This window comes from Amycolatopsis sp. FDAARGOS 1241 (genome assembly GCF_016889705.1).
Lineage (GTDB): Bacteria > Actinomycetota > Actinomycetes > Mycobacteriales > Pseudonocardiaceae > Amycolatopsis.
Genome location: NZ_CP069526.1, coordinates 6,766,482 through 6,782,056, shown reverse-complemented (window position 1 = coordinate 6,782,056; position 15,575 = coordinate 6,766,482). Strand labels below are relative to the sequence as shown.

Genomic DNA, 15,575 nt, shown 5'->3' with positions numbered 1-15,575 from the left:
GAGGTGGCTCCTGACATGACCGAGGTCGAACGGCACAGCTACGACGTGGTGGTGATCGGTGCCGGGGGCGCCGGTCTGCGCGCGGTGATCGAAGCCCGCGAACGCGGTTTCAGCGTCGCGGTGGTGTGCAAGTCCCTGTTCGGCAAAGCCCACACCGTGATGGCCGAAGGCGGCTGCGCGGCGTCGATGGGCAACGCGAACCCGAACGACAACTGGCAGGTGCACTTCCGCGACACCATGCGCGGCGGCAAGTTCCTCAACAACTGGCGCATGGCCGAGCTGCACGCCAAGGAGGCACCGGACCGCGTCTGGGAGCTCGAGACCTACGGCGCCCTGTTCGATCGCACGGCCGACGGGCGGATCAGCCAGCGCAACTTCGGCGGGCACACGTACCCGCGGCTCGCGCACGTCGGTGACCGCACCGGGCTCGAGCTGATCCGCACGATGCAGCAGAAGATCGTTTCGCTGCAGCAGGAGGACTTCGCGCAGTACGGCGACTACGAGGCCCGCATCAAGGTCTTCGCCGAGTGCACGATCACCGAGCTGCTGCTCGACGACGGCGCGATCTCGGGCGCGTTCGGCTACTGGCGCGAAAGCGGCCGGTTCGTGCTGTTCGAGGCGCCCGCGGTCGTGCTGGCGACGGGCGGCATCGGCAAGTCGTTCAAGGTCACGTCGAACTCGTGGGAGTACACCGGCGACGGTCACGCGCTCGCCCTGCGCGCCGGCGCGAAGCTGATCAACATGGAGTTCGTGCAGTTCCACCCCACGGGCATGGTGTGGCCGCCGAGCGTGAAGGGCATCCTCGTCACCGAGGGCGTCCGCGGTGACGGCGGTGTGCTCAAGAACTCCGACGACAAGCGGTTCATGTTCGAGTACGTGCCCGACGTGTTCAAGGGCCAGTACGCGGACAGCGAGGACGAAGCCGACCGCTGGTACACCGACGCGGACAACAACCGCCGCACGCCCGATCTGCTGCCCCGTGACGAGGTGGCGCGCGCGATCAACAGCGAGGTCAAGGAAGGCCGCGGGTCCCCGCACGGCGGCGTATACCTCGACATCGCCAGCCGGCTGCCCGCCGAGGAGATCCGGCGCCGGCTGCCGTCGATGTACCACCAGTTCAAGGAGCTGGCCGACGTCGACATCACCAAGGAGGCCATGGAGGTCGGGCCGACCTGTCACTACGTGATGGGCGGCATCGAGGTCGACCCGGACACAGGCGCGGCGAGCGTGCCCGGCCTGTTCGCGGCGGGGGAGTGCTCCGGCGGGATGCACGGCTCCAACCGGCTCGGCGGCAACTCCCTGTCTGACCTGCTGGTGTTCGGCCGGCGCGCGGGCCTCGGCGCCGCGTCCTACGTGGACGGTCTCGGCGACAACCGGCCGAAGGTGTCCGACGCCGACGTCGACGCGGCGGCGAAGATGGCGCTCGCACCGTTCGACCCGCCCGCCAACGGTGTCGCGGAGAACCCGTACTCGCTGCACACCGAGCTGCAGCAGTCGATGAACGACCTCGTGGGCATCATCCGCCGTGCGCCGGAGATCCGACAGGCGCTCGAGAAGCTCGGGGAGATCCGCGAACGCATGCACCGCGTGACCGTCGAGGGGCACCGGCAGTTCAACCCGGGCTGGCACCTGGCGGTCGACCTGCGCAACATGCTGCTGGTCAGCGAGTGCGTGGCCCGCGCGGCGCTCCTGCGCACGGAGAGCCGGGGCGGGCACACCCGCGACGACTACCCGAGCATGGACGCCGATTGGCGGCACAAGCTCCTGGTGTGCTCGGCGACTGCGGGGGACAATCCCGTGGTACCCGGCGTCGAGGTGGTGGAGGAGGAGCAGATCCCGCTGCGGCCGGACCTGCTGGAGCTGTTCGAGCTCGACGAGCTCGGCAAGTACTTCACCGACGCCGAGCTGGAGAACCACTCCGGGAGGAACGCGTGAGCTACAAGGCCAGTTTCCGGGTGTGGCGCGGCGACGAGACCGGCGGCGAGCTGCAGGACTTCACGGTCGAGGTGAACGAGGGCGAGGTCGTCCTCGACATCATCCACCGGCTGCAGGCCACGCAGGCCTCGGACCTGGCCGTGCGCTGGAACTGCAAGGCGGGCAAGTGCGGGTCGTGCTCGGCCGAGATCAACGGCAAACCGCGGCTGCTGTGCATGACGCGCATGTCGACGTTCACCGAGGACGAGGTCGTCACGGTGACACCGATGCGCACGTTCCCGGTGATCCGCGACCTCGTCACCGATGTGTCGTTCAACTACACGAAGGCGCGCGAGATCCCGTCGTTCACGCCGCCGAAGGACCTGGCGCCGGGCGAGTACCGGATGAAGCAGGTGGACGTCGAGCGGTCGCAGGAGTTCCGCAAGTGCATCGAGTGCTTCCTGTGCCAGAACACCTGCCACGTGGTGCGCGACCACGAGGAGAACAAGGAGAGCTTCGCCGGCCCGCGCTACCTCATGCGCATCGCCGAGCTGGAGATGCACCCGCTCGACGTCGCCGACCGTCGTGACGCCGCGCAGGACGAGCACGGGCTCGGATTCTGCAACATCACCAAGTGCTGCTCCGAGGTCTGCCCCGAAGGCATCCACATCACGGACAACGCGCTCATCCCGATGAAGGAACGCGTGGCCGACCGCAAGTACGACCCGATCGTCTGGCTGGGCAACAAGCTGTTCCGCCGGTGACGCCGTCGCGGGCGCAGCTCGCCGATGCCGTCGTGCGCGCGCTCGCGGCCGCGTGCCCGGGTTCGCGCGCGGCTGCGGGGTTCGCTCGCCGCGGGCACAGCGGACGCGTTCAGCGACATCGACGTCGAGTGGGTGGTGCCGGACGGGCGCGTGCCCGCGTGCACCCGTGACGTCCGGACGGTGCTGGAGCACGTGCGGCCGGTCGCCGCCGTGCGCACGTCGCCGGACTTTTTCCGCTCCCGCGAACGCCGGCTGCTGTTCGTGCGCTTCTCGGGCGTGCCGCTGTTCTGGCGGCCGGACCTCGAACTTCGGGAGGCGTCCGCGGCCGCCGAGCCCGGGAGCGGTGACCCGGCCGGGCACGCCCGCGAAGGCGAGTGGTCGCGTCCGGCGAGCGCACTGGCCAACGCACTCGGCGCGGTCAAGGCCGTCGCCCGCGGCCGCGTCGACGACGCGAACGGCTTGCTGGAGCGGGGTTTCGCGCGGATCGGCGAGCCGGACGCAGCGACGGGCCGCTGGGTCGACGACGTCACGCGCCTCGCGCGCGCCGCGGTCGACCGCGAACCGGACCTCGCCGCGCCGGCCGAGGAGACGGTCGCGCCGGCGGCGGTGGAGCTCGGCGGCTGAGCCGGCCGCCACCGGAAGTTCGTGAGGTCCGCGCCGGTTTGAGGCGGGCCCGAACCCTCCACGGTGGACATCGTGGATGCGCGGTGGAGGGCCTGAATGACCGACGGATTTCCTCGGTGATTCGTCAGGGTCGCGGCTGTGCTGTTGAAGAACGTGCGGGTCTTCGATCCCGATTCCGGTGTGGCCGAAGCGGCGAACGTGCTCGTGCCCGGCGCTGAGATCGCCGCTGCGGGATCCGATGTGGACGGACCGGAGCCGTGGGACGGCGGTGGCGGACTGCTGCTGCCCGGGCTGATCGACTGTCACGCGCACGTCGCTTTTCCCCGCGGCGAAGGACTTCCGCGCAGCACGCGGATCCTCGAAGCGGTCTTCGTGTTGGGGCGGCTGCTTTCGCGCGGCGTCACCACGGTTCGCGACGCATGGGGTGCCGACGCGGGGTTCAAGCACGCATTGCGCGAAGGGTGGATCGCCGGGCCAGACCTGCTCGTCAGCTTGCGGCAGCTGTCACCGACCGGCGGCCTCGGCGACTGGTGGGACGCCGACACGGGCCGCCTCGACCGCATCGCCGACCCCGCCCTGCCCGACGCCGTGTTCGACGGCCCGGACCAAGCCCGAGCCGCGGTGCGCCGCATGGTTCGCGCCGGCGCCGACTGGATCAAGCTCAGCGCCGGCGGTGCCATGGCAGCCTTGGCTTCCGGCCACGACATCTGTCCGACCGACGAGGAACTGCACGCCGTCACCGACGAGGCTCGCCGCGCGGGTCGCGACGTGCTCGCCCACGCCCACACCGCGGCGGCGGCTTCGGCGGCCGCGTCCGCCGGCGCCCGCAGCATCGAACACGGCGTGTTCCTGGACGAGGCTGCCATCACCGCGATGCGCGACCACGGCTGCTGGTACGTCTCCACGCTTGCCCCGATCCCGCCCGACCACGCCACCGCGCACCGGCGCTCCGTGGCCCTCGCGCTCGAAGCGGGCGTCCCCGTGGCCGCCGGCTCGGACCTCGCGCCGCGTCCCCATGTCGACTTGCTGACCGAACTGCGCCTCCTCGCCACCGCCGGCCTCGGCCCGGCGCGCGCCCTCCGCGCCGCCACGAGCGACGCCGCCCGTCTCCTCCGCCTGCCTGACCGCGGCCGCATCGCGCCCGGGCTGCGCGCGGATCTCGTCCTGCTCCACGGCGCGGCAGTGGACGTGACCGACTTGTCCGGCCGCATCCGCGCGGTCTGGCAAGCGGGCCACCTCGTGCACGGCTGACCAGCTGCGGCTCCGGGCTGCGTGTCCGCGCCCGCGTCTCGGCGGCAGTCCCGTGGGGAGCAGGTCCGTGGCGTGGGAAGTCCGGCGGGCAGTTCCGTGGGGTAGGTCCGTGGCGTCCGGCGGGCAGTTCCGTGGGGCACCTCCGCAGCGTGCGAATCCCACTGCGCAATCCTGGCGGAGTTCGTCGCGGCGAGTACTTCCTGGGAGGGCGAACCCCGGCCGACGAACGGCGTCGAGCAATCCCGCGGCGGGCAGGCCTCGATGGGCGAACGCCGGCGGACACGGCCCGGCGGACACAGCCCCCGCCCTCCCTAGGGGGCGTCCCCACGTCCAGTCTATCGCTCCACACCGACGAAATTCGGGCTGTGCACAGCCATCGAGGCGCCTCTGTGGACAACTGGTCGCTTCGTCCGGGTGAAAATCGCTGGCCCCAAAACCGAAGGACCCGCCACACTCGCCGGCGTGGTCTTCCTCCCCGGGCTGGAGCTCGCGCGCCGCTTCCACGACGAGGCGGTGCGGCCGATCCTCGAGCGGCGTGGGGTGCCGTATTCGGCTGCGCTGCTTGGGCGCGGCTCCGAGGTTCTCGGGTTCGACACGGAACGCTCCACCGACCACGACTGGGGCCCGCGGCTGCAGGTGTTCGTCACCGAGCCGGCCGGTCTCGACGAGCTGCTCTCCCGCGAACTACCGCGTGAGTTCCTCGGCTACTCCACCCACTTCGCCGGCAACCCCGTTGACGCCATCCGCCGCCGGGCGCCCGCGGACGGGCCGGTGCGCCACGCGGTCGAGGTCGCCGACGTCGACCGCTTCTTCGGCGCGTACCTCGGTTTCGTGCCGACGGTGCCGATTTCCCGCGCAGACTGGCTCGCGACCCCGACCCAGACCCTCGCCGAACTCACCTCGGGCGGCGTCTTCCACGACGGGCTCGGCCGGCTCGAGCCGGTGCGCGCCGCGCTGGCGTGGTATCCGGACGACGTCTGGCGCGAGGTCCTCGCCGGCCAGTGGCAGCGCGTCGCGCAGGAAGAACCGTTTGTCGGGCGGTGCGGTGAAGCCGGCGACGAGCTCGGGTCCGCCGTCGTCGCCGCGCGGCTCGTGCGGGACCTCATGCGCCTGTGCCTGCTGATGGCCCGGCGGTACCCGCCGTATTCGAAGTGGCTCGGCAGCGCGTTCGCTCGGCTGCCGATCGCGCCGACGCTGACTCCCCACCTCACCGGCGCCCTGGCCGCGACCACGTGGCCCACGCGCGAAACCCACCTGGCCGATGCGTACGAAACCGTTGCGGCACACCACAACCAGCTCGGCCTCACACCACCCCTCGAGCCTCGCACTCGCGGTTTCCACAGCCGCCCTTACCGCGTCCTCGACGCCGCCCGCTTCGCCGACGCACTCTGCCCGGGCGCGGTCGGGGCCGTCGACCAGTGGGTGGACAGCACCGACGTACTCGGGCGCCCCGAGCGGGCGCGGGCGGTCGCCCGCGGCCTGGCCGAACCGGTGCCGCAGCACGAAAAAGCCCCCGCACCGGAGGCGCGAGGGCTTCTTCGGGAGTGACGGTCAGAGCGGCCCGGCCTGGCCCGTCGCGGCGCCCAGTGCGATCTGCTCCGCCTTGGTGTCGGTGGTTTCGATGCGCTTCTTGCTGCGCCGGTTGCGGCGCTCGACCCACGTCGCGAGCGCGGTCAGCAGCAGGCACAGCACGATGTAGATCGCGGCCGCCACGATGGTCGACGGGACGATCGGCCGGCCGAACGCGCCCTGCGAGCCGATGTAGCGCGCGTAGTAGAGCAGTTCGGGGTAGGTGACCAGGAACCCGAGCGCGGTGTCCTTGAGCAGCACCACCAGCTGGCTGATGATCGATGGCAGCATCGCGCGGATGGCCTGCGGCAGCAGCACCGTGAACATCACCTGCGTCTTGCGCATGCCGAGCGCGTACGCGGCTTCCGACTGGCCCTTCGGCAGTGCGTTGATGCCCGCGCGGAAGACCTCCGCGAGCACGGAACCGTTGTACAGCGTCAAACCGAGCACCACGGCGAACAGCGGCGAGGTGTCGACGCCCACCGTCGGGAGGCCGTAGTAGAACAGGAACATCAGGATCAGCAGCGGGATCGCGCGGAAGAACTCGACGACGAACGTCGAGATCCCGCGCACCCAGGTGTGCTCGGAGAGCCGCCCGGCGGCGAACACCGCGCCGAAGATCAGCGCGCACACGGCGCCGAGCGCGAAGGCCTCGAGCGTGGCGAGCACGGCACTGGCGAGGTCGGACTGCACCTGCGCGTACTGCAGCCACTCCCACTTGCGCGGGGCGAACTGACCACTGGCGGCGAAGCTGTAGACGACGAAGGCGATCAGCGCGACGACGACGAGGATGCCGAGCACGGCGTAGAGCCGGTGCCGGGCCCGCGACTTCGGCCCCGGCGTGTCGAACAGGACGGTGCTCATCGGGCCACGCTCCAGCGCTTCTCCAGGCTGCGCTGCACGAGCGACAGCACGGCGACCAGGATGATGAACCCGAGCGCCACCCACAGGAGGGCGACCAGCTGGCTGTCGCCGCGCTCGGAGATGTACTGCCGGATCGCGCCGGCCTCCGCGACGGAGAACCCGCTGGCGATGGTGGTGTTCTTCAGCAGCGCGATGAGCGTGCTGATCAGCGGCGGGACCACCGATCGCAGCGCCTGCGGCAGCACCACCTGGCCGAGGATCTGGCCGAAGGTCAGGCCGAGCGCGCGGGCCGCTTCGGCCTGGCCGACCGGCACGGTGTTGATGCCCGAGCGCACCACCTCGCAGATGAACGCCGACGTGTACACCGTCAGCGCCACGACCGCGTACGTGAAGTAGTCGAGCGAGACGATGTCGAGCAAGGGGTATGCGAACACGAAGAACGCGAACACCAGGGTCAGCGGCGTGTTGCGCACGACGGTGACGTAGGTCGTGCCGATCGCGCGGAGCACCGGCACCGGGCTCACCCGCAGCATCGCCAGGATCGTGCCGAACACCAGGCTGCCGGCGCCGGCGATGAGGAACAGCTCGATCGTGCGCAGGAAGAACGGACCGAACAGGTCCAGATTGTCGAACAGGACGTCCATGGAGCCTTCCCCGCGTCCGTAGGTTTACGTGGCACGGCCGGTGGACGGGCACCCCGTCCACCGGCCGCGGAGGTGCGTCAGTAGGGCTGGATGGTCGGCTTCGTCGCGGAGGCGTTGGACTTGCCGAGGGTGGCGTCGTAGATCTTCTGCCAGGTGCCGTCGTCGAGGCTGGTCTGCAGCAGCTCGTTCATCTTGGTGCGCAGCACCTTGTCGTCCTTGTTCAGGCCGATGCCGTAGGGCTCCTGCGAGAACGGCTTGCCGACGACCTTGAACGACGACGGGTCCTGCGCGGCGAAGCCCTTGAGGATCGCGTCGTCGGTCGTGACGGCGTCGACCTCCTTGGTGCTCAGCTTGTCCACGCACTGCGAGTACTTCTGGAACTCGACGATGTTGGCGGGCTCGGTCAGGCCCTGCTCGCGTACGCGCTGGATCGGGGTCGACCCGGTCACCGAGCAGACCTTCTTGCCCTTCAGGGTCTGCGGGCCGGTGATCGAGGTGTCGTCCGCACGCACCAGCAGGTCCTGGCCGGCCTGGAAGTACGGCCCGGCGAACGAAACCTGCTGCTTGCGCTTGTCGGTGATCGTGTACGTGCCGACGTAGTAGTCGACCTGGCCGTTGGAGATGGCCTGCTCACGCGCGGCCGAGTCGACCGTGACGAACTTGATCTTGTCCGGCGCCACGCCCAGTCCGGCGGCGATCATCCGGGCGATCTCGATGTCGAAGCCCTCGAACTTGCCGGTCGTCGGGTCCTTCTGGCCGAGGCCCGGCTGGTCGTCCTTGACGCCGATGGTCACCGTGCCCGCCGACTTGATCTTGGCGAAGGTCGCCGAGCCGGGCAGGTCGACGTTCTGCGCGACGGTGTACGTCGGCAGCGCGGCGGTGTTCGTGCCACTGGCTTCGCCGCCCGGCGCCGCGGGCGTGCCTTCCTTGCCGCAGGCCGTGAGCAGCAGCCCGCCGGCGAGCAGGCCTGCCGCGAGGGTGCGGATCCTCATTGGTTTGTCTCCTGTATCTGTCGTCGGTACGGCTGGTCCGAAGCCGCCGGGTACGGCAGGTGCCGGGAAAAACTCGGTGTCAGTGGGTGAGGATCTTGCCCAGGAAATCCTTCGCCCGGTCGCTCTTCGGCTGGGTGAAGAACTGTTCGGGCGTGGCGTCCTCGACGATTTCGCCGTCGGACATGAAGATCACCCGATCGGCGGCCCGGCGGGCGAAGCCCATTTCGTGGGTGACGACGAGCATGGTCATGCCGTCCTTGGCCAGGCCGGTCATCACGTCGAGCACCTCCTGGACCATCTCCGGGTCCAGCGCCGAGGTCGGCTCGTCGAACAGCATGACCTTCGGGTGCATCGCGAGCGCCCTGGCGATGGCCACGCGCTGCTGCTGGCCGCCCGAGAGCTGGGCCGGGTACTTGTCCGCCTGGTTCGCGATGCCGACTCGGTCGAGCAGCTCCATCGCCGTCTTGCGCGCATCGGCCGAGGAGAGCTTGCGGACCTTGACCGGCGCGAGCATCACGTTCTCGACGATCGTCTTGTGCGCGAACAGGTTGAACGACTGGAAGACCATGCCGACGTCGGCGCGCAGCGCAGCGAGCGCCTTGCCCTCGGCCGGCAGGGGCACGCCGTCGACGGCGATCTCCCCGGCGTTGATCGGCTCCAGCCGGTTGATCGCTCGGCACAGCGTCGACTTGCCCGAGCCGGACGGCCCGAGCACCACCACGACCTCGCCGCGTGGCACCTCGAGGTTGATGTCCTTCAGCACGTGCAAATCGCCGAAGTACTTGTCCACGGCGGTCGCCTTGATCATCGGCGCCGCCACCTCCGCGGTCATCTGGCCTCCAGAGCTCCTTCACCACCGGCACCTGCGGGACCGGGTCCCGCGTCGATGGCGGAAACCTACTCGCATCGAACCCTTTGTAAAGGCGGCTTGAGCAATACTTAGGGTTTCAAGTACATATCGGATCGCGGCGCCGTCCTGGCTGGTCGGCGACCATCTGTGCAGCTCAGCCTAGCCAGGAATGCACCTCGGAATCGCGCTGAGCACCCCGCGAGGGTGACGGTGGGTGATCCGCTGTGCCCGTTCGTGGTCGCGGTCGGGTGCCCCCTAGAGTTCCCCGCTACCGTGGGCTGGATCACCGGGGAGGCGAGCGGTGCGGGTGCTGCTGGTTGAGGACGACGACCGGGTCGCGGGCGCCCTCGTGCCCGCGCTGACGAGGCGCGGGCTGGAGATGCAGCGGCTGGCATCGGGCGCCGGCGTGCTGGACCGCGTGCACGACGTGGACGTCGTGCTGCTCGACCTCGGGCTGCCCGACGTCGACGGCGTGGTGCTGTGCCGCCGCATCCGCGCCGTCAGCGACGTCGCCGTGATCGTGGTGTCGGCGCGCGGCGAGGTGGACGACCGGGTGCAAGGGCTGCGCGCGGGCGCCGACGACTACCTCGTGAAGCCCTACGACGTGGAAGAGTTGCTGGCCCGCGTCGAGGCCGTGCGGCGCCGCCGGGGCGAACGCGCCGACGCGCCCGCGCCCGTGATCGAGGTCGGCGACGTGAAGATCGACCTGGCGCGCCATGAGGTGCTCGTGGACGGGCAGTCGATCGCCTTGTCCCGCAAGGAGTTCCAGGTGCTCGCGCTCGTCGCCGGCGCGCGCGGCTCGGTGTGCTCGCGCGAACACGTGCTCAGGGAGGTGTGGGGCCACCGCGGTGCGGCCGAGAGCCGCTCGCTCGACGTGCACGTGGCGACGCTGCGCACGAAGCTTGGGCGGCCCGCCCTGATCGAGACCGTCCGCGGTGTCGGCTACCGCCTCGGCGGACGGGGCTGAGCGGTGCGCGTCCGCCTCCAGGGGATCGTGGTCACGCTCGTCGCGCTGCTCGTGTTCGGCCTCGGCATCCCGCTGGCGCTGACGATGGCGAACAGCCTCGAGCAGAACCTGTTCCTCGACCGGCTGACCGACACCGCGCGGTTCGCGTCACTCGCGCAGCGGCCGCTGGTGGACAACCGGCCCGCGCTGCTGGAGCCCGAGCTGCGCCGCTACACCGACGTGTACGGCGTGAAGGTCGTCGTGGTGAACCAGGACGGCGTGACGGTGCTCAGCTCACTGGGCGGCACCGACGCCGCGCGGATCGACCGGTCGGCCATCGACGTGCCCGTGAACGAGGCGCTCGCCGGCCGGCCCCCGGCGCCCGGGCCGCTGCTGACGCCGTGGACGACCGCGCCGCTCGTGCTCGCCGAACCGATCCTCATCGACGGCGAGGTGCGCGGCGCCGTCGTCACCGAGTCCGCGACCGACCACGTGCGCACGGTGCTGCTGTGGCAGTGGCTGGTGCTCGCCGCCGGCGCGGTGATCGCGTTCGGGCTCGCACTGCTCGCCGCGATCCCGGTGGTGCGCTGGACGCTGCGGCCCGTGCGCCGCCTCGACGAGGCGACGGGCTCGCTGGTCGCGGCCGTGGTCAGCGGGCGCGAGGTGGTGCCCGTGGGCGAGAGCGGCGGGCCACCGGAGCTGCGGCAGCTGGGCCGCTCGTTCGACCGGATGGCCGCGAGCGTGTCGGAGGCCCTGGCGGCGCAGCGCGCGTTCGTCGCCGACGCGTCGCACCAGCTGCGCAACCCGCTGACCGCGCTGAAGCTGCGGCTGGGCAACCTCGAGGGCCACGTGGACGACGACACCGCGGCCGCCGACCTCGACGCCGCTCGCGTCGACGCGGGCCGGCTCAACCAGATCCTCGACGAGCTGCTGTCGATGGCCCGCGCGGAGGCGGCGGGTGGTGAGCTCGTGGCCGAGAACCTCGGTGAGGTGGTGGCCGACCGCGTCGCCGACTGGTCGGTGGTCGGCGCGGCCCGCGACGTCGCGCTGGAGACCGACGCCCACGTCGACGGCGCACGCGTGCTGCTGCCACCGCGCGGACTCGAGGTGATCCTCGACGCGCTGATCGACAACGCGCTCAAGTTCACCGGCCAGGGGACGTCCGTGCACGTGTCGGCCGTCCGCGACGGTGAGCGGGTGAAGCTCGCCGTCCGCGACCACGGCCTCGGCCTGCGCGAAGACGAGCTGGAGCGGGCCGTCGACCGGTTCTGGCGCAGCACGGCGCACCAGAACGTGCCCGGTTCCGGGCTGGGCCTCGCGATCGTGCGCGAGATCGTCCGCCACTCCGGCGGTGACCTGCGGCTTTCGCTGCCCGAAGGCGGCGGGCTCCGGGTCGAGATGGACCTGCAGGTGGCGCCTTAGACCTTTTGCTCGCGGTAGAACGTGAGCGCGCCCGGGTGCAGCGGCAGGGGCTCGGTCTCGATGCCGGGGTGGACGTCGATGGACAGCGCCGCCCGGTTGGCCTGCGCGAGGGCGGGGCGAGCGTCGTAGAGGCCGCGGGTGAGGGCCTCGGCGACGACGTCGGCCATCGTCGTGGGGACGACGAGGAAGTTGGGCACCACGAGCGTGGTCACCGGGCCGGCCTGGTTGTAGGTGCTGCCGGGAATGGTGGCCGTGCCGTAGACGGGGCTGTAGGCCTGCATGCCCTGCATCAGGCTCGCCATGTCGAGCAGCCGCAGGCCGACCTTCTGCGTGTACTGCGTGATGAGCGGCGTCGGCAGGCCGCCGGACCAGAACAGGGCGTCGATGCGGTGGTCCTCGAGCGCCTTGAGGGAGTCTTCGAGGCCCAGCTGCTGCGGTTCGGTGTTGTCGAGCCCGGCGACGTGCAGCACGCGCTCGGCGATGTACTCCACGCCCGACTCCGGCGACCCGACCGCGATGCGGCGCCCGGCCAGCATCGCCACCGACGTGTAAGGCGAGTCGGCGCGCACGACGATGTGCAGGTAGTCGTCGTGGATGCGGGCCAGCGCCGCCAGCTTGTCCGGATGCTTCGCCGCGGCGTCGGCGGCCAGGTCGGCGGCCACGAACGCGACGTCGGCACCCCCGGACAGCACGCGGTTGAGGTTGTCGCGCGACCCCTGCGTGGCCAGCACCTGCGGCCGGTCGACCTCGAGGTCCCCGGCCCACGCGCCGGACAGCGCCTGGGCGAGGTCGTTGTACACGCCGCCGACGGCGCCCGCCGCGATGCGCAGGTGCAGGCCCTCGAAACTCGGCCCGCACGCGGCGGTCAGCGCCGTCGCCAGCACCGCCACCACCGCCGCGACCGTCCGCCTCCACCGCATGGGGCGATCGTGCCAGACGGACCGCGGCCGCGGGCGGCGCGATCTCCGCAAGCGGTCAAGGCGCCCGGCAGCGGTGGAAACCGCGTAGTCAGACATCGCGCGGTGATCGGGTCGAAAGGGGGTCGCGACCGGGGAACAACCAGGTGGGCGGCGGCTTCGGCGAGGTCGGCGGGGGTTACCCTGACTGACGATGACCGAGAATCTCAAGACCTTCCAGATCCGCACCTTCGGCTGCCAGATGAACGTGCACGACTCGGAACGGCTCGCCGGTCAGCTCGAGGAGGCCGGGTACGTCCCCGCGAGCGCGGAGGCGAAGCCGGACCTGGTCGTGTTCAACACCTGCGCGGTGCGGGAGAACGCGGACAACAAGCTGTACGGCACGCTGGGGCACCTGCGGCCGGACAAGATCGCCAACCCGGACATGCAGATCGCGGTGGGCGGGTGCCTGGCGCAGAAGGACCGCGGGGAGATCGTCAAGCGCGCCCCGTGGGTCGACGTCGTGTTCGGCACGCACAACATCGGCTCACTGCCGGCACTGCTGGAGCGCGCGCGGCACAACGCCGAGGCCGAGGTCGAGATCCTCGAGTCGCTCGAGACGTTCCCGTCGACGCTGCCCGCTCGCCGCGAATCGTCGTACGCGAGCTGGGTGTCGGTTTCGGTCGGGTGCAACAACACCTGCACGTTCTGCATCGTCCCGTCGTTGCGTGGCAAGGAACGCGACCGCCGCCCGGACGAGATCCTCGCCGAGGTCGAAGCGCTCGTGGCCGAGGGCGTGCTCGAGGTGACGCTGCTGGGGCAGAACGTGAACTCCTACGGCGTCGAGTTCGGCGACCGGCTGGCGTTCGGCAAGCTGCTGCGCGCGACCGGCGGAATCACCGGCCTGGAGCGCGTGCGGTTCACCTCGCCGCACCCCGCGGCGTTCACGTCGGACGTGATCGAGGCGATGGCCGACACGCCGAACGTCTGCCACCAGCTGCACATGCCGCTGCAGTCGGGTTCGGACCGCGTGCTGCGCGAGATGCGCCGGTCCTACCGCTCAGCCCGGTTCCTGAAGATCCTCGACGAGGTGCGGACGGCGATGCCCGACGCGGCGATCACCACGGACATCATCGTCGGCTTCCCCGGCGAGACCGAGGAAGACTTCCAGGCGACGCTCGACGTGGTCCGCGAGGCGCGGTTCTCCAGCGCGTTCACGTTCCAGTACTCGAAGCGCCCCGGCACGCCGGCCGCGACGATGGCGGACCAGCTGCCGAAGGAGGTCGTGCAGGAGCGCTACGACCGGCTCGTCGAGCTGCAGAACGAGATCTCCTGGGCGGAGAACAAGAAGCTCCTCGGCGCGAAGGTCGAGCTGCTCGTGGCGACGGGCGAGGGCCGCAAGGACGCCGAGACGCATCGCATGAGCGGCCGCGCGCGCGACGGGCGTCTCGTGCACTTCACGCCGACCGGGCCCGCGGTGGACGGTTCGGTGCGCGCGGGCGATGTGGTGGAGACCGTGATCACCTACGGCGCTCCACACCACCTGGTCGCCGACGGCGACCTCCTGACGCACCGCCGCACGCGGGCGGGCGACAACGCCGAAGCGGGTCTTCGGCCCAAGACGAGCGGGGTCACGCTGGGGCTGCCGGGCTTCGGAGTCCCGGCGGCGCAGCCGGCCCCGGTGAGTGGGTGTGCGCTGTGAGCGAGCCAGGAACGCCGGCCGAGGTCGACAAAAAGCTGACTTCCGAAATCGACGACGCGGGTCACCGTGCGGCCCGGACGGTGGAGCTCGGCAGGCGTGGTTTTTACCTCGCCGTGTTCATCGTGGTGCTGCTGGTCGCACAGGCCCTGCCGTGGGTCGGCGACCACGCGGGCTACCAGGTCCTGCAGGGCCAGGGCGGCGGCATCCCCCAGCTGTTCGCCGCGACGTCCACCGGCATCGGCGTTCTGGCCGGCGCGGTGGCCCTCGTGACGCGCCGCTGGTGGGTCGCGTGGTGTTGCGCCGCGGGCGGCTGGTTCGCCTCGGTGGACGGCTTGCTCGCCGTGTGGTCCCAGCAGTCCGCCCACGCTTCGGGCGCCGCCGGCGGCGGCCCGGGAATCGGCCTGATCATCGCGTGGGTGGCCACGATCGTCCTCGCGACGATGTGGATGAGGACGGCCTTTTCGCGGTCTTGAGGTTTAGCCTCGGCTGAACGTGTTCGGCGGTTTGCCGGGGTTGGGTGGCGGGGGCTTGTGTCGCGCCGAGGTCCGGCCGGATCTTCGGTGGCGAGGTTGACTACGCCGTACTTCTGCCCGTCGAGGTTCAGCCTCGCCCGGGCCTTCGGTGGCGACGTTGAGTGCTTGTGGCCTTCTGGCTCGCCGGGGTGCGGCCGTGGCCGGGCCTTCGGTGGCGACGTGAATGTTTGCCGGCTTCCGGCTCGCCGAGGTTCAGCCTCGGCCGGACCTTCAGTGGCGACGTTGAGTGCTCCCGGGCTTCCCGCTCGCCGAGGTCAAGGCGAGGCCGAGCCTTCGATAGTGGAGTCCGTCGGGGTTGAGTGGCCGGGGGCTTCTGTTGCCGAGGTCGGCTGTGGCTGGACGCGTTCGGCGGCTTGTCGAGGTTGCGTGGTCGCGGGCTTGTGTCTTGCGGAGGTCCTGCCGTGGCCGGGGATTTCGGTGGTGGGTTCGGTCGGGGTGAGTGGTCGCGGGCTTGTGTCTTGCGGAGGTCCTGCCGTGGCCGGGGATTTCGGTGGTGGGTTCGGTCGGGGTGAGTGGTCGCGGGCTTGTGTCTTGCGGAGGTCCTGCCGTGGCCGGGGATTTCGGTGGTGGGTTCGGTCGGGGTGAGTGGTCGCCGACTTCTGTC

At 70.7% G+C, this 15,575-nt stretch carries 14 protein-coding genes; 9 read left to right on the top strand and 5 right to left on the bottom strand.

What is annotated here, in order from left to right:
• The first annotated feature begins 15 nt into the window (after window positions 1-15).
• The 5 genes from I6J71_RS33115 (at window position 16) to I6J71_RS33095 (ending at window position 6,101) form a co-directional block, all read left to right on the top strand.
• On the top strand, window positions 16-1,935 hold the full coding sequence (locus I6J71_RS33115) for a fumarate reductase/succinate dehydrogenase flavoprotein subunit (RefSeq protein ID WP_204090438.1): 1,920 nt from the start codon (window positions 16-18) through the stop codon (window positions 1,933-1,935).
• On the top strand, window positions 1,932-2,678 hold the full coding sequence (locus I6J71_RS33110; protein ID WP_204090437.1) for a succinate dehydrogenase/fumarate reductase iron-sulfur subunit: 747 nt from the start codon (window positions 1,932-1,934) through the stop codon (window positions 2,676-2,678). The genes I6J71_RS33115 and I6J71_RS33110 overlap by 4 nt, the downstream gene beginning before the upstream one ends.
• A gap of 24 nt (window positions 2,679-2,702) precedes the next feature.
• Window positions 2,703-3,302: a hypothetical protein gene (locus I6J71_RS33105; protein WP_204090436.1), complete on the top strand. Its 600-nt coding sequence runs from the start codon at window positions 2,703-2,705 to the stop codon at window positions 3,300-3,302.
• A 138-nt stretch (window positions 3,303-3,440) separates the two neighbouring features.
• Complete coding sequence (locus tag I6J71_RS33100; protein WP_204090435.1) at window positions 3,441-4,553, top strand: amidohydrolase family protein; 1,113 nt, start codon at window positions 3,441-3,443, stop codon at window positions 4,551-4,553.
• A gap of 462 nt (window positions 4,554-5,015) precedes the next feature.
• On the top strand, window positions 5,016-6,101 hold the full coding sequence (locus I6J71_RS33095; protein WP_204090434.1) for a DUF4037 domain-containing protein: 1,086 nt from the start codon (window positions 5,016-5,018) through the stop codon (window positions 6,099-6,101).
• 3 nt (window positions 6,102-6,104) lie between these two features.
• Here the strand turns inward: I6J71_RS33095 and I6J71_RS33090 are convergent, their stop codons facing one another.
• The 4 genes from I6J71_RS33090 to I6J71_RS33075 form a co-directional block, all read right to left on the bottom strand.
• Window positions 6,105-6,986, bottom strand: coding sequence for an amino acid ABC transporter permease (locus I6J71_RS33090; RefSeq protein ID WP_204090433.1), 882 nt, complete (start codon window positions 6,984-6,986; stop codon window positions 6,105-6,107).
• Window positions 6,983-7,630, bottom strand: a complete 648-nt coding sequence (locus I6J71_RS33085) for an amino acid ABC transporter permease (RefSeq protein ID WP_204090432.1) — start codon at window positions 7,628-7,630, stop codon at window positions 6,983-6,985. The genes I6J71_RS33090 and I6J71_RS33085 overlap by 4 nt, the downstream gene beginning before the upstream one ends.
• Before the next feature lie 77 nt (window positions 7,631-7,707).
• A complete protein-coding gene (locus tag I6J71_RS33080) occupies window positions 7,708-8,622 on the bottom strand; it encodes a glutamate ABC transporter substrate-binding protein (protein WP_204090431.1) in 915 nt (304 codons plus the stop codon).
• A gap of 79 nt (window positions 8,623-8,701) precedes the next feature.
• The gene (locus I6J71_RS33075; protein ID WP_204097359.1) at window positions 8,702-9,430 is read right to left on the bottom strand and encodes an amino acid ABC transporter ATP-binding protein; all 729 of its coding nucleotides are present in this window, start codon (window positions 9,428-9,430) and stop codon (window positions 8,702-8,704) included.
• 343 nt (window positions 9,431-9,773) lie between these two features.
• Between I6J71_RS33075 and I6J71_RS33070 the strand changes: the two genes are divergently transcribed.
• Entirely contained in the window at window positions 9,774-10,439 is a 666-nt protein-coding gene (locus I6J71_RS33070) for a response regulator transcription factor (RefSeq protein ID WP_204090430.1), read from the top strand.
• A gap of 3 nt (window positions 10,440-10,442) precedes the next feature.
• Window positions 10,443-11,840 (top strand): HAMP domain-containing sensor histidine kinase, encoded by a 1,398-nt coding sequence (locus I6J71_RS33065; protein ID WP_204090429.1) that lies wholly within the window; start codon window positions 10,443-10,445, stop codon window positions 11,838-11,840.
• Here the strand turns inward: I6J71_RS33065 and I6J71_RS33060 are convergent.
• The gene (locus I6J71_RS33060; protein WP_204090428.1) at window positions 11,837-12,760 is read right to left on the bottom strand and encodes a TAXI family TRAP transporter solute-binding subunit; all 924 of its coding nucleotides are present in this window, start codon (window positions 12,758-12,760) and stop codon (window positions 11,837-11,839) included. The genes I6J71_RS33065 and I6J71_RS33060 overlap by 4 nt on opposite strands.
• 190 nt (window positions 12,761-12,950) lie before the next feature.
• Here I6J71_RS33060 and miaB point away from each other — a divergent pair, with 190 nt between their 5' ends.
• Together miaB and I6J71_RS33050 are read left to right on the top strand one after the other, a co-directional pair.
• On the top strand, window positions 12,951-14,438 hold the full coding sequence (miaB, locus tag I6J71_RS33055) for a tRNA (N6-isopentenyl adenosine(37)-C2)-methylthiotransferase MiaB (protein WP_204090427.1): 1,488 nt from the start codon (window positions 12,951-12,953) through the stop codon (window positions 14,436-14,438).
• On the top strand, window positions 14,435-14,911 hold the full coding sequence (locus I6J71_RS33050) for a hypothetical protein (RefSeq protein WP_204090426.1): 477 nt from the start codon (window positions 14,435-14,437) through the stop codon (window positions 14,909-14,911). The genes miaB and I6J71_RS33050 overlap by 4 nt, the downstream gene beginning before the upstream one ends.
• Window positions 14,912-15,575 lie beyond the last annotated feature (664 nt).

Bases quoted from the DNA above. Each gene is read 5' to 3' on its own strand.
- I6J71_RS33085 (WP_204090432.1), bottom strand. From the start codon at position 7,630: ATGGACGTCCTGTTCGACAATCTGGACCTGTTCGGTCCGTTCTTCCTG.
- I6J71_RS33075 (WP_204097359.1), bottom strand. From the start codon at position 9,430: ATGATCAAGGCGACCGCCGTGGACAAGTACTTCGGCGATTTGCACGTG.
- I6J71_RS33090 (WP_204090433.1), bottom strand. From the start codon at position 6,986: ATGAGCACCGTCCTGTTCGACACGCCGGGGCCGAAGTCGCGGGCCCGG.
- I6J71_RS33060 (WP_204090428.1), bottom strand. From the start codon at position 12,760: ATGCGGTGGAGGCGGACGGTCGCGGCGGTGGTGGCGGTGCTGGCGACG.
- I6J71_RS33080 (WP_204090431.1), bottom strand. From the start codon at position 8,622: ATGAGGATCCGCACCCTCGCGGCAGGCCTGCTCGCCGGCGGGCTGCTG.
- miaB (WP_204090427.1), top strand. From the start codon at position 12,951: ATGACCGAGAATCTCAAGACCTTCCAGATCCGCACCTTCGGCTGCCAG.
- I6J71_RS33105 (WP_204090436.1), top strand. From the start codon at position 2,703: ATGCCGTCGTGCGCGCGCTCGCGGCCGCGTGCCCGGGTTCGCGCGCGG.
- I6J71_RS33115 (WP_204090438.1), top strand. From the start codon at position 16: ATGACCGAGGTCGAACGGCACAGCTACGACGTGGTGGTGATCGGTGCC.